The organism is Microbacterium sp. NPDC055502 (assembly GCF_053643635.1).
Window position 1 is genome coordinate 1,214,278 of the sequence record NZ_JBSHKJ010000001.1, and the last position, 12,563, is coordinate 1,226,840.

At 70.0% G+C, this 12,563-nt stretch carries 13 protein-coding genes; 4 read left to right on the top strand and 9 right to left on the bottom strand.

All coding sequences use genetic code 11. The annotated features are described in order from the left end of the window. Positions 1–32 precede the first annotated feature (32 nt). Both ACWH95_RS06030 and ACWH95_RS06035 read left to right on the top strand, forming a co-directional pair. Positions 33–299, top strand: a complete 267-nt coding sequence (locus ACWH95_RS06030) for a toxin HicA (protein ID WP_454120356.1) — start codon at positions 33–35, stop codon at positions 297–299. Continuing rightward, entirely contained in the window at positions 280–615 is a 336-nt protein-coding gene (locus ACWH95_RS06035) for a type II toxin-antitoxin system HicB family antitoxin (protein ID WP_454120357.1), read from the top strand. The genes ACWH95_RS06030 and ACWH95_RS06035 overlap by 20 nt, the downstream gene beginning before the upstream one ends. A gap of 18 nt (positions 616–633) precedes the next feature. On the opposite strand, the gene ACWH95_RS06040 is transcribed toward ACWH95_RS06035, so the two are convergent. Next, positions 634–1,935, bottom strand: coding sequence for an MFS transporter (locus tag ACWH95_RS06040; RefSeq protein ID WP_454120358.1), 1,302 nt, complete (start codon positions 1,933–1,935; stop codon positions 634–636). A gap of 72 nt (positions 1,936–2,007) precedes the next feature. Here ACWH95_RS06040 and ACWH95_RS06045 point away from each other — a divergent pair, with 72 nt between their 5' ends. Further along, positions 2,008–2,598 (top strand): winged helix-turn-helix domain-containing protein, encoded by a 591-nt coding sequence (locus ACWH95_RS06045; protein WP_136032234.1) that lies wholly within the window; start codon positions 2,008–2,010, stop codon positions 2,596–2,598. Between the two features lie 52 nt (positions 2,599–2,650). Here ACWH95_RS06045 and ACWH95_RS06050 read toward each other — a convergent pair whose 3' ends face one another. From ACWH95_RS06050 to ACWH95_RS06085, 8 genes are all read right to left on the bottom strand, one after another. Then, positions 2,651–3,784, bottom strand: a complete 1,134-nt coding sequence (locus ACWH95_RS06050; RefSeq protein ID WP_378822290.1) for an FUSC family protein — start codon at positions 3,782–3,784, stop codon at positions 2,651–2,653. 171 nt (positions 3,785–3,955) lie between these two features. Continuing rightward, entirely contained in the window at positions 3,956–4,639 is a 684-nt protein-coding gene (locus ACWH95_RS06055) for a hypothetical protein (protein WP_454120359.1), read from the bottom strand. Then, a complete protein-coding gene (locus tag ACWH95_RS06060) occupies positions 4,639–5,553 on the bottom strand; it encodes an ABC transporter ATP-binding protein (protein ID WP_136045128.1) in 915 nt (304 codons plus the stop codon). Before ACWH95_RS06060 ends, ACWH95_RS06055 begins: the two co-directional genes overlap by 1 nt. Beyond that, positions 5,550–5,939 (bottom strand): GntR family transcriptional regulator, encoded by a 390-nt coding sequence (locus ACWH95_RS06065; protein ID WP_136032229.1) that lies wholly within the window; start codon positions 5,937–5,939, stop codon positions 5,550–5,552. Before ACWH95_RS06065 ends, ACWH95_RS06060 begins: the two co-directional genes overlap by 4 nt. Before the next feature lie 387 nt (positions 5,940–6,326). Beyond that, on the bottom strand, positions 6,327–7,529 hold the full coding sequence (locus ACWH95_RS06070; RefSeq protein WP_452312132.1) for an SIR2 family protein: 1,203 nt from the start codon (positions 7,527–7,529) through the stop codon (positions 6,327–6,329). A 514-nt stretch (positions 7,530–8,043) separates the two neighbouring features. Further along, positions 8,044–8,583 (bottom strand): GbsR/MarR family transcriptional regulator, encoded by a 540-nt coding sequence (locus ACWH95_RS06075; RefSeq protein WP_378803147.1) that lies wholly within the window; start codon positions 8,581–8,583, stop codon positions 8,044–8,046. A 4-nt stretch (positions 8,584–8,587) separates the two neighbouring features. After that, positions 8,588–10,210 (bottom strand): ABC transporter permease, encoded by a 1,623-nt coding sequence (locus ACWH95_RS06080; RefSeq protein ID WP_447653431.1) that lies wholly within the window; start codon positions 10,208–10,210, stop codon positions 8,588–8,590. Further along, a complete protein-coding gene (locus ACWH95_RS06085) occupies positions 10,210–11,196 on the bottom strand; it encodes an ABC transporter ATP-binding protein (protein ID WP_206252069.1) in 987 nt (328 codons plus the stop codon). Before ACWH95_RS06085 ends, ACWH95_RS06080 begins: the two co-directional genes overlap by 1 nt. Before the next feature lie 90 nt (positions 11,197–11,286). Here ACWH95_RS06085 and ACWH95_RS06090 point away from each other — a divergent pair, with 90 nt between their 5' ends. Further along, the gene (locus ACWH95_RS06090; protein WP_454120360.1) at positions 11,287–12,486 is read left to right on the top strand and encodes a class I SAM-dependent methyltransferase; all 1,200 of its coding nucleotides are present in this window, start codon (positions 11,287–11,289) and stop codon (positions 12,484–12,486) included. Positions 12,487–12,563 lie beyond the last annotated feature (77 nt).

Here is a 12,563-nt window from a genome sequence, read left to right on the forward strand (position 1 = left end):
GGATGGTATCGTTATTGATACCATCCACGATCATGGGATCTGTGGAAGGCCTCGTTGCACGCATGCGGGCGCAACCGAAAGGCGTGCGATTCGCCGACCTCGTGAAGGTTTGCGATCATCACTTCGGAGAGCCGCGGCAGCGCGGCACCTCCCACCGCGTGTATCGAATGCCTTGGGCAGGAGACCCGCGGGTGAATATCCAGAGCGATCACGGAACGGCGAAGGCCTACCAGGTCCGGCAGGTCCTGGCGGCGATCGACAGACTGAAGGGAGCGGGACATGCCGACGGTGAAGCCTGACCACTACGCATACCGCGTTCGATGGTCCCCGGAGGACGCCGCGTATGTCGGCACGGTTGCCGAGTTGCCTTCGCTGTCCTGGGTGTCGGAGGACCAGGGCGACGCGTTCCGGGGTATCCGACAGCTCGTCGCCGATGTGCTCGACGACATGACGGCGAACGGGGAGGAGCTGCCGGTGGCCATCTCCGACCGCTCCTACTCCGGCAAGTTCCTGGTTCGGCTCACACCGGAGGCGCACCGTCGGCTGGCGATCGACGCGGCGGAGCAGCACGTGTCGCTCAACCGCTTGGCCGTCAGTCGACTGATCGGCGCCTGACTCCCGCCCGTCCTCGCGCTACTCGGCCGCGAAGGTGGCCGCGTGCTCGGCCCACCGCGCCTCGACCGGGAGGGCACGCAGCGCGCGATTGCCGAGCGCGAGCGCGGCCGCGACCAGGCACAGGCCGGCGCACACGAGGATCGTGCCCTCGCGGCCGAGCCAGGAGAGCCCGAACCCGGCGATCAGCGGGGCCAGGGGCATCGCCCCCATCGCGAGCACCCCGATGGCACTGTTCGCGCGGCCGAGCAGCCGCGAGGGTGTCGCGACCATGAAGTAGCCGAGGAGGGCGGCGTTCAGGGCGGGGAGCAGCAGGACCGACGCGCCGAGCACCACCGCGATCGCCCAGGGCTCGCGCACCGTGGTCAGGGTGACCGCGCCGAGCGCGACGACGGCGAGGCCGCCCACCGTGAGGATACCCGCGGGGACGCGCGGCACGAGCAGCGGCGCCAGCACGGCCCCCACCAGCATGACCGCGCCGATCACCGCGCTCAGGGTGCCGATCAGCAGCTCGGAGTGCCCCGCCTGCTGCAGCGCGTAGACGACGGTCGTGATGGCCGCGTTGAACCCGAGGTTCACGATGGTGAGGATGATCATCACGCCACCGAGGTCGCGGCGGGAGAGCAGCCACGTGAAGCCTTCCCGCAGCTCGCGCCCCGCGTGGGGACGGGGGGCCGGCTCGTCCGCCGGTGCGGCGTCGTCCTCGGCTCCGGTGTCGGCGATCCCCGCCCGTCGCGTCTGCCGGCGCAGCATCCAGGCGGTCACCGCGGCGACGGCGTGGCACAGCGTCATGACCGCACCGACCACCCAGCCGCCGAGGCCGAGGAGCAGTCCGCCCAGCGGGCCGCCGGCGAACTGGAGCGCCGCGTCCCTGCCCTGGTTCGCGGCCTGGGCGCGGCCCATCGCCTCGTCGGGCACGATCTCCTTGAGCGCGCTCTCGCCGGCCACGTCGAACAGGCCGCTGCGGGCGGCGAGCAGCACGTCGATCACGAGCAGTGACGTGAAGGTGAGGGCGTCGCCGATCGCGAGCAGAGTGAAGGCGCCCGCGAGGACGATGCCCAGCAGGGAGCCGAGCAGCATGAGGACGATGCGCCGGTGGCGGTCGGCGAGCACGCCCCCGGCGAGCGTGAGCAGCACGCGGGCGACGAGTCCGGCGGCGCCGATGATGCCCGCCTGCGCGGGGTCGTTCGTGATGAGGAGTGCCAGGAGCGGGACGGCGAAGCCGAACAGGGAGGCGGCGAGCCCCTTGCTGGTGTCGCTCACGAGCCAGGTGAGGTAGCGGGTGTTGCGCCACAGGCGGTGGGGGGTGGTGGCGGTGGTCATGGCTCGACCATAGATGCGCAACATAAATTGCGCAACTAGAGGTGCGCAATTGTCCGCCGGTAGGATCGGGGCATGGCCGACGACGCGGGGACGAGCGCGGGCGACGACGCCGTCTTCATGACCTCGGCGATGCTGAAGGCCTACTCGCATCCGCTGCGCCGCCGGATCCTGCGCCTCATCGCGCGCCGCGAGCACCTGCGGGCCGCCGACATCGCCGCCGAGCTCGGCGTTCCCGCGAACAGCGCGAGCTTCCACCTCCGGGTGCTCGCCGACGCCGGACTCATCGAGGAGGCCCCCGACCGCGCGCGCGACCGCCGCGACCGGGTCTGGACCGGACGCAAGCGCGCCCTCAACCTCGGCGACCCGCAGAACCCGGTGGCCGATGAGGCGCTCGGCGGCGCGGTGGTCGCCGCCCTGGCGGAGGAGCACGGCGAGCTGGTGCGCCGCGTGCTCGCCTGGAGCCCCGACTACGTCGCCGGCCGCACGACCGAGGTGCACGCGTCGTTCGTGCAGCGCACGATCCGCCTGACCGAGGCCGAGTTCGAAGACGTGATGCGCCAGGTCAACGACGTGCTGTCGGCGGCCGACGATGCGCACGACGCCACAGACCCCGACGGTCGCTACTGGCAGCTCGACATCGTCGTCGCCGACGACACCATCTGACTCACCCGTCGCCCTGGCTCACCCGTCGCCGTGACTCACGCGTCGCCGTGACTCACGCGTCGCCGTCCGGGCGCTCGCCGCTGAGGATCAGGATCCTCCGCAGGTGCATCGCCGTCAGCACGCCGGGACCCATCGTGCTGCGCGCGTCGAACGTGCGGTCGTCCACACGCTCCAGCAGCAGGCGGATCGCCCGCGCGGCCTCACCCCGCCGGCGGTGCGCCTCGCTCGAGCCGGGATCGGGCTCGGCGATCACGTCGGCCACCGCGTGACAGGCCGCCGACAGGGGCTCGGGCAGCGCGGGGTCGAGCGGGATGGCGGCGGGCCGGTCCCAGATGGTGTCGGCGGTCGCATCGGCGATGTCGCGGATCAGGTGGGCGATCCGGTCGAGCGTCGAGAGGTCCTCGTGGATGTGCGCTGTCCCCACGTGCCGGCGTCGCGCGCGTGGGTTGTACCGCACGCTCTCGTCGGCCTCGGCCAGCGCCGCCCGCAGATCGGCGGTGGTCTCGGCGAGGGACGCCGCGTCCTCCGCCCACTGCGCGGTCTCCGGCGGCCACGACTCCGACACCGCGTACCCGATGTCGTGCAGGTGCTCGCCCAGCTGCGTGCGGAAGGACTCCACTCTCGACGCAGCCGCCGCGGCGAGGGGAGCGGGCGCGATCAGCAGGTTCACCAGGAGCCCGATCACCACGCCGACGGCCATCTGCGCCAGGTACCCCACCGAGTAGTCGTCGGCGTTCTGTCCCCCGATGATCAGCACGAACAGCGCGGCCATCGGCACGTACTCGCGCCCGGCGCCGAACCATCCCGTGCCCGACAGCAGCACGCCCAGACCCACCACGAGCGGGATGGTCCACCACGTCGGACCGACGGTGAGCACGATCAGGGCAGCCAGGCCGATGCCCGCGGCGAGCCCGAACAGCGTCTGCAGGCTCGAGCGCATCGAGCCCATCAGCGTCGGGTACATGCTCACCAGAGCACCGAGCGGCGCGTAGTACGGATACTCGTCGGTGACGCCCGGCATGTGCGGCGCAACGGCCCACGCGAGCCCGACCGCGAGCGCCGTCTTCGCCACGAGCAGCAGCCGCGGCGGTCGCACGGCGTCGCGCAGGGTGCGCGAGAGGTACGACCGGCGTTCGCGCAGGCGCAGGCGCGGGTGGTCGCGGAGGCGGCGTTCCTCGGGCGTCACGGCATGCTCTCTCCTCGGACGGGCGGGTTCTGCTCCTGGACGTTACGCGCGAACGGACGGCGGAGGAGTGGGGTTGCCTCCGCTGCGGTCTGCGGGTAGTGCCCGGACGCACGGATGCCGCGGCCCGCACCGAGTGCGCGGCCGCGGCATCCCTCGTGCCGGGTGGTCCGATCAGGGGATGGTCCGCCGGAAGGCGAGGAACGAGACGCCGGTCAGGACGGCGGTGATCACCAGGCCCCACATGGCCAGGCCGAGGGCGCCGAGGTCCATGATCGTCGCGCCGACGTGGTTCCACAGGTCGAGCCGTGTCGCGAGGAACACCAGCCCCACCAGGATGAGCCCCAGGCCGATGCTCACGATCAGCAGCACCAGCTGACCCCAGCTCTTGTAGATCGTCGCGCCGGTGAAGCCGACCACGAAGAAGAACAGGGCGAGCGTGAAGAACACCACGAAGGCGCCCAGGGGTCCCGCGTCCCACAGCCACGGCAGGTAGAACAGGTAGCCGTTGACCCCCCAGCCGTCGGTGAGCATCTCGATGCCGCCGCCGATCAGGAAGAGCACGCCCATGATCGCGCTGCCGAGGATGGCCGTCAGCATCGTGCCGAAGAAGAACTCCCGGCGCGTGATGCTCATCGCCTGCGAGAACGGGAACGTGAGGGTCATCGCCGACATGCCCACCGCGAAGAAGTACCAGAGCGGCGCCTGGCCGCCCCCGCCGTACTTGGGGGTGTCGACGGGGATCATCGCGTAGATCAGGATCGAGATGATCGTGGCCGCGCCGAGGATCATGAGCGGGTACCAGATGAAGGTGCCCTTGTTGATCAGCTGCAGGCGGATGACGTTGAACGTGCGCATCAGCGGACCTCCTCCTTCACCGCACCGGCTCTGTCGGCGGCGGCGTCGTTCTTCTGGGTGAGCCGGACGACGAGCTGCTGCAGCGACACCGGCGTGAGGTCGAGGCCCGCGGCGACGACCGCGGAGCGCTCCTCGGGCGAGAGCCGGCCCATGACGGTGACCGAGGCCACCCGGCCGAGCTCGTCGCGGTGCAGGATCTCGCGGCCCTCCGCCCAGGCGTCGACCTTCGCGGCCTCGCCCACCACAGTCACCGCGCGGTCACGCACGGCATCGGTGTCCTCGTTCAGCAGGATCCGTCCGTTGTCGATCACGATGACCTTCTCGATGAGGTTCGACACCTCGTCGATCAGGTGCGAGGACAGGATGATGGTGCGCGGGTGCTCGGAGTAGTCCTCCACCAGGCGGTCGTAGAAGATCTGCCGGGCGACTGCGTCGAGCCCGAGGTACGGCTCGTCGAAGAAGGTGATCTCGGCGCGCGAGGCGAGTCCGATGATCACGCCGACCGCCGAGAGCTGTCCGCGCGACAGCTTCTTGATGGTCTGCTTCATCGGCAGCTGGAACTCCGCGATCAGCTCGTCGGCGAACGCCTGGTCCCAGTTCGGGAAGAACAGGCTCGCGGCCTTGAACGCGTGCTTGGGGTAGGCGTCGTCCGGGTACTTCTGGCTCTCGCGCACGAAGCAGATGCGGCCGAGCACGTGTGCGTTCTCGTACGGGTGCTCGCCGAACACCTTCACGGTGCCGGACGATTCGAAGTTCTGGGCCGTGAGGATCGACATGAGGGTCGTCTTCCCGGCACCGTTACGGCCGAGGAGCCCGTAGATCGAGCCCCCTTCGAGGGCGAGCGAGACGTTGTCGAGCGCCCTCTTCTCCTTGTAGCGCTTGGTGAGGTTCTGCACCTCGATGACGGCGGTCATGCGGGGTTCTTCCCTTCTGGGGTGGGGGTGTGTGCGGCGCGCTGCCGGAGCAGGTCCGCGAGGTCTTCCGCGCCGAGGCCCAGCGTGCGGGCCTCCGCGAGGAGCGGGTCGATGTAGCGGTCGGCGAAGGCCGCGCGGCGCTCGCCGAGGAGCAGGTCCCTGGCGCCTTCCGAGACGAACATGCCGATGCCTCGGCGCTTGTGGAGCACTCCCTTTTCGGTGAGCATCGCGACTCCCTTCGCCGCCGTGGCGGGGTTGATGCGGTAGAACGCGGCGAGCTCGTTCGTGGAAGGAGCCTGCGCCTCCTCGGCGAGTGAGCCGTCGAGGATCGAGTCCTCGATCTGCTCGGCGATCTGGAGGAAGAGCGGCTTGCCTTCTTCGATCACGAGTCCTCCGCTGGGTTAGTGGGTTACTTACTCGACTAAGTAACCATGTAACCCACGCGCGTGTCAACCCTCGGGATCGCGACGATCAGCTCCGGTCGTGCCCGGTGAGCGATTACTTCGCCGGCGAGAGACCTGAAGACACGCCCGATTTTCCAGGCAGGATGAAGACATCGAGCATGTGGGCGGATAGAGTTATCGCATGGAGGCATCGGCATGACCAGCAATCAGGATCGAGTTCCGGCTCGTTCCCGTGCCGCCGAATCCTCGACTCGCGCCACTGCTCGGTCGGTCGCTGAGCAACGAGTTCGCGAGGCCCGAGAATCGGTCCGGGTCCGAGATCAAAGTCACTTGCGTGAGGTCTTCGTGGCGTACGCGAACAGTAACTGACTACGCATCGAGAAGGCGCTGACCTAGGTCCAACAGGTAGGCAACGGCTTTTTCGGTGGTCTCACTTGACCTCGTCATGCGGGCCGTCGCGAGTCGATTGCTCGAAGCTAGAGTGAGTACTCCGACTACGCAGTCGCGCGCTCGAATCGGAACTGCCAGGAACGATTTGGACGTGTACCTGTCGATGGACTCGCGTCCCTTCTCCAGGTCTGCGACGTCGTACGTGCCCGCACGGCCTTCGACGAATGCGCGAACTGGCGCAAGGTAGCTCTGTGTTCCGAGATGCCCGCACTTGCCTTTAGCACCGTCGAGTGTGCGTCCGTCAGATGACGCCCACCGAACCAGTTGCCGCTCGGGGGCGAGCGGAAATGCTCGGACCCAGATCTCGAGTCGGTAGCGTTCGACTTCTGTTTGCAGCGGATCTGTGTTCGGCGCAATGTCGAAGAGCGGCAGGATGCCTTGCAGTGCATCCTGAAGTCGCTCGGGCAGAAGGTCGTCTTGCCCATAGTTAGCTGACCACTCTTGCCACCAGCCGTCGAGCCGCTCCATGTAGCTCCAAGATAGGGGCTCGTCGGTTCGCCCCTTCCGGAATGCAGTTCGCAAAGTCATCTCGCCTGTTAGCTGCGCGACTTGGCCATGGAAGTCGGCCAAGATGGGAGTCACAGCAAGCTCAGCGGCACGGTCGCGAAGAAGATCCAGGCTCAGGGAATCGCCGTCAGCCGTGAGGTCGGAGGCATGGCTTCCTTTCGTAAGAACCGCCAGCCGCTCACCACTTCCACGGGTGGAACTGAGGGCTCGAACCAGAGGCAAATCCTGCAAGCTGCTGCCAACGATGAGGGATAGCGGGTGGGTCTCGAAGCCACGCACGAGTGAAGCGCCGACAGCAGTCGCTGTCGCCGCATAGCTGTTCTCGTCAAGCACAATCGGCCAACTCACTGGGCCTGCCGAGGGGACGCGCCCATGGAGGTAGACAAGCGTTATGTACGCGCCAGAAGCGTCTCGCTCAAGACGGAGCGGCTCAATCTCGTAGATGGGGTCCTCGCGTCCGAGGCCCGTCACGCGGAGGCCGGGCACTCCCACCTCGGTCAGAGTCTCGATGGACTCACGAGTCTCACGATAGCGCTGCTCGATGTAGTCGTCGTAGTTAGTGGTGAAGATCGTGGTTTGGCGGTCGCGAAGCGAGCGAAAGACTGCGAGCTGCACAATGTTCCGCGAGAGCCGTCCGCCTTGCCAGCTAGCAGCGGTTCCATACAGCGATCGCTTTATCCGTTTGCGAAGAGTGTCTTGCAGTGATTGCTTTGACCCAGCGGCGACCATTCGGAGTGTGTGAATAAGGCTCGAGGCAAGTTGTTCGGGCGCGATTGAATCAAGAGCTTCAATATCCGCCCGCCTTGGCCCATTTGCGTAGTTCTTGGAGTGTCGGTCCGGGAAGCAAGACTGGATAAGCGCGCTCCAGCTATGGCCCGTTCTGTCAATCGTTACGCCAGCGCCGCAGTACAAGAGAAGAGGTGCGTCCTCTTCTGAGACGCGATCGATGACTGCGCCCGTTAGCGGGTTCTCGAAGAAGGGCACTCTACTGCGCACCGGACCATGGTTTCGTATGCCAGCGCCTTTCGGTTCGAAGTGCGCACGGTGTGTTGACCGGTGCAACGGCCAGGCTGGAGTCGAGTCCGGGAGGTGTAAGCCACGCGTGTGTCAACCCTCGGGATCGCGACGATCAGCTCCGGTCGTGCCGTGACTCGTGCCACTCCTCCACGATCTGCCGCATGCGCGCGGACAGGAACCGGAAGAACGCGGCCAGCTCGACCGCCCGCGCCTGCGCGTCGGGATCGTCGCCGTGCGCGCCCGCGATGTCGTCGATGTACTCCGCGAGCCGCGCGTACACGGGAAGGTTGCCCACGATCGAGCGGTAGAAGGGATCGTGCACGAACGCGTACCGGTCACGGCGCTCACCCGGCCGCGGGCGCCGCTGGATGAAATGCAGCTGCTGCAGGTAGCGCACCGCCCCCGACACCGCCGCGGGGGAGACGCCGAGCCGCTCGGCCAGCTCGGCCGCGGTGTACCCGCCCTCGGGCGCCGCGACCAGGGCCATCATCACGCGCGCCGGCATCCGCGGCATCCCCGCCGCCGTGAGCATCGCCGCCGCCTGCTCCGCCGGTTCCACGCCCCGGTGCTCGCGCTGCTGCTCGGCATCGCCCGCCGTCGCGTCCGACCCGTCGTCGGCGTTCGCGGCCTCCCCGCCCGGTGCCCGCGTCATCGCACTACCCGCCCGTCGCGAGCTCGCGCCGACGCATGAGGGCCAGGGCGCCCGCCGTGGCCCCGGCGACCACGAGCACGACCCACCACAGCCCGCGCACGTCGACGCCGTCGCCGTCGACCACCGGGGTCACCGCGAACGGGGAGAGGTTCGCGGTCCAGTCCGGCAGCCCGAACAGCGGGCCGAACATGCCGAGCAGCGCCGCGAGCAGGACCAGGATCCACGCCACGGGGATGGTTGCGCGCGGCAGCACCACGAACACGAGGGCCGTGAGCGCCACGAACACCACCGCCGCGACCGCCTGTCCCGCGCCCGCCACGGCCACGATGCGATACAGCTCGCTGTCGCCGTCGCGCGACCACACGCCGAGCCAGCCACCCAGCACGGCGGCGGCGACCACGATGAGCACCGCGCCCACGCCGACGATCACATGGTCGGCCAGCCACCGCACCCGTCCGGTGGGGGTCGAGAGCACGAGCTCGACCGTGCCCCGCGCCTCCTCCTGCCGCGCGCGCACCACGGTCTGCACCGCGCAGCAGGCCGCGAGGATGCCCAGCAGCGTGAAGAACACGGTCACCACGACCTCGTCGAGCCCGCCGGTCGCGCCGCCGATCTTCTCCAGGATGTCGGTCACGGCGGGATTCTCGCCCGCGATCTGGTCGACCACGCCGCCCAGGGTCGTGGCGAGCAGCCCGGTGAGCAGTCCGCCGACCGCCCACCCCACGACCGCGCCCGAGGTGAGTCGCCACACCAGCGCGTGCGGCGACGAGAGGGCGGGCCGCGCCGCGGAACGGCCGGGGCGTTCGGCCACGAAGCCCGCGTCCACATCGCGCAGGCCCTGCAGTGCCAGGGCCCCGGCGGCCAGGACGAGGCCGAGCGCCAGTCCCAGGACCGCGGGCCAGGCCGCATCGACGTCGTACGGACGCGTCTGCTCCGCCCAGCCGAACGGCGACAGCCACGCAGGCCAGGCGCTCGCGATCGCGGTCAGCTCGTCGTTCGGGGTCCCGGCGGCGTTGCCGATGCCCCGGAGCAGGAAGGCGGCCACGAGCACCCACACAGCCGCGGAGTTCGCGCCGCGCGACGTGCGCAGCAGCTGCGCCGCGAGCAGGGCGATCCCGAGGAAGGCGACGCCGCAGGAGGCGGCCGCGGCGCCGGAGAGCAGCGAACCGGCGACGGGCAGCCCGGTCGCGAGCAGGGCGACCGCGGTCAGTGCACCCAGCACGACGTTGGCGAGGAGGCCGTGCACGATCGTCGCGACGGTGGGAAGGTGTCGTCCGGCGGGTGTCGCCCACACGAGCTCGGCGCGCCCCGACTCCTCGTCGCCCCGGGTGTGCCGCACCGCGAGGAACGTGCTCATGAGGGCCGCCAGCATCGCCAGCCACGGCAGGATCTCGAAGGCCAGGAACGCGCCCTCCGAGGTGCCGGACGGCAGGCCGCGGAACATCAGGATCACCGGGTTCGCGAGCGCCGCGGCCAGGATGTTCTGCCGGTCGGCCAGGGTCGAGTACGACTGCGTGACGCCCGCATACCCCGCGAACGCCATGAGCGCCGTCCCGAGGATCCACAGCGGCACCTGCACCCGGTCGCGGCGGATGCGCTGGCGCAGCAGCACCCCGAAGCGGTCCATCACGCACGACCCTTCGCGTGGCGGGAGCGCCGGGTGGACGGCTCCGCGTCGGACCCGCCGTCCTCCGCCGCCTCGAGCGTCGCGAGGTCGTCGCCGTAGTGCCGCAGGAACAGCTCCTCGAGCGAGGGCGGAGCCACGCGGAGGTCGGAGATCCCGAGCGTGGCGAGGGCGGGCAGCACCGCGGCGGTGCGGTCGCTGTCGACGGTGAGGCGGAAGCGGTCGTCGTGCACCGTGGCGTCGTGCACCTCGGGGATCGCGGCGACGCGGTCGAGCGGGACACCCGGGGCCGTGAACGACACGTCGCTGCGGGTGAGGTGCCGCAGGTCGGCGAGCGTGCCGGTCTCGACGATGCGCCCGGCGCGGATGATCGACACGCGGTCGCACAGCTGCTCGACCTCGCTCATGATGTGGCTCGACAGCAGCACGGTCGCGCCGTTCTCGTGGGCCCGCGCGACCTCGCGCTGGAAGATCACCGCCATGAGGGGGTCGAGCCCGCTGGTCGGCTCGTCGAGGATGAGCAGGTCGGCCGGCACGGCGAAGGCCGCGATCAGCGCCACCTTCTGGCGGTTGCCCTTCGAGTACGCGCGGCCCTTCTTCCGCGGGTCGAACTGGAAGGCCTCCAGCAGCCGGGCCTTCTCGCGCCGGTAGGCGGCGTCGTGCGTGCGGGCTCCGCGCAGCCGGGCGAGCAGGTCGATGGCCTCGCCCCCGGAGAGGTTGGGCCACAGGCTCACGTCGCCCGGCACGGAGGCGATGCGCCGGTGCAGCTCGACGGCCCGTCGCCACGGGTCCTCGCCGAACACGGTCACCGCGCCCCCGGTGCGGCGGGCGAGGCCCAGGAGGATGCGGATCGTGGTGGACTTGCCGGCGCCGTTCGGCCCGAGGAATCCGTGCACCTGACCGGACTCGACGCTCAGGTCGAGACCGTCGAGGGCGTGCACGTGCCCGTAGTGCTTGGTGAGGCTCTGGGTGGCGATCACGGTGCTCATGCGCGGGAGCGTACGCCCGCTTCACGAACTTGTGAATCCGGTGAAGCGGACGCATGCGGAATCCTTACGGCGCCCGCGTACAGTGGGCTGGTGCCGGAGTTCCCCTACGCCCGCCTGCGCCGCTGGCCCGACGTCGAGGCCGAGAACCTCCAGGCGCACGACGCCACCGACCTGCTGCTCGCGTCGCGGGCGCTCGACAGCGGGATCACCGGTACCGAGATCGCCGTGATCGGGGACGACTACGGCGCGATCACCCTGCCGCTCGTGGCGTCCGGGCTCCGGGGGATCCGGGTGCACCAGGACCTCGCGACCGGGCGCCGCGCCCTCGCCCGCAACGCGGAGGAGCTGGGACTCGAGGGCTTCACGACGCACGAGCTCGACGAGACGCTGCTGCGCGGGGCACGGCTCGTGCTGCTGCAGCTGCCCAAGGCGCTCGCGGAACTGGAGCAGATCGCGGATGCGGTCGCCCGCTGGGCCGCGCCCGACGCGGTGCTCGTGGCCGGGGGTCGCGTCAAGCACATGACCCTGGCGCAGAACGAGGTGCTGCGGCGGAGCTTCGGGGAGGTGCAGCCGCAGCGGGCCGAGCGCAAGTCGCGGCTGCTCGTGGCGTCGCAGCCGCTGGCCGTCCCCGCGCAGCCGCCCTTCCCCGTGCGGGCCGCGCACGACGGCCTCGCCCTGGTCGCGCACGGCGGCGCGTTCGCCGGACCCCGCCTCGACATCGGCACGCGCGTGCTGCTCGAGGCGCTCGCGCTCGACGGTTCACAACGCCGGAGAACCGCTCGCCCCGGGGCTGCATCCCCGCCGGAACTGCCGGAGAACGAGGGTTTCTCCGGAGTCGTGAACGCCGAGGATCCGCGCCGTGTGCTCGACCTCGGCTGCGGCACGGGCGCGCTCGCGGTGTCCTGGGCCCTCGCGCACCCCGGGGACGCGGTGACCGCGACCGATCGCTCGGCCGCGGCCGTGGCCTCGACCCGGGCGACCGCGGCCGCGAACGGCGTCGCCGACCGCGTCACCGTGACCCACGACGACGCCGGATCCGACCTGCCCGACGGGGCGTTCGACGTGGTGCTGCTGAACCCGCCGTTCCACCTCGGCAGCAGCGTGCACACGGGGGCCGCGACCCGGCTGTTCGAGGCCGCCGCGCGACTGCTCCGGCCGGGCGGCGAGCTGTTCACGGTGTACAACTCCGGCCTCGCGTACCGCCCCGAGCTGACGCGACTGATCGGGCGGACGGAGCAGCTCCGACGCACCCCGAAGTTCACCGTGACGCGCAGTGTGCGACGCCCGTGAACCCCCGTCGCCGAGATTGCTAGACGCTCGTACTATCCCCCGGTCAGCACCGGAAACCCGGGCACGTTCCCGGCCCA

Coding starts and splice junctions, on each gene's coding strand:
- ACWH95_RS06030 (WP_454120356.1), top strand. CDS start 33: ATGGGATCTGTGGAAGGCCTCGTTGCACGCATGCGGGCGCAACCGAAA.
- ACWH95_RS06035 (WP_454120357.1), top strand. CDS start 280: ATGCCGACGGTGAAGCCTGACCACTACGCATACCGCGTTCGATGGTCC.
- ACWH95_RS06040 (WP_454120358.1), bottom strand. CDS start 1,935: ATGACCACCGCCACCACCCCCCACCGCCTGTGGCGCAACACCCGCTAC.
- ACWH95_RS06045 (WP_136032234.1), top strand. CDS start 2,008: ATGGCCGACGACGCGGGGACGAGCGCGGGCGACGACGCCGTCTTCATG.
- ACWH95_RS06055 (WP_454120359.1), bottom strand. CDS start 4,639: ATGCGCACGTTCAACGTCATCCGCCTGCAGCTGATCAACAAGGGCACC.
- ACWH95_RS06060 (WP_136045128.1), bottom strand. CDS start 5,553: ATGACCGCCGTCATCGAGGTGCAGAACCTCACCAAGCGCTACAAGGAG.
- ACWH95_RS06075 (WP_378803147.1), bottom strand. CDS start 8,583: ATGACGCGGGCACCGGGCGGGGAGGCCGCGAACGCCGACGACGGGTCG.
- ACWH95_RS06080 (WP_447653431.1), bottom strand. CDS start 10,210: ATGGACCGCTTCGGGGTGCTGCTGCGCCAGCGCATCCGCCGCGACCGG.
- ACWH95_RS06085 (WP_206252069.1), bottom strand. CDS start 11,196: ATGAGCACCGTGATCGCCACCCAGAGCCTCACCAAGCACTACGGGCAC.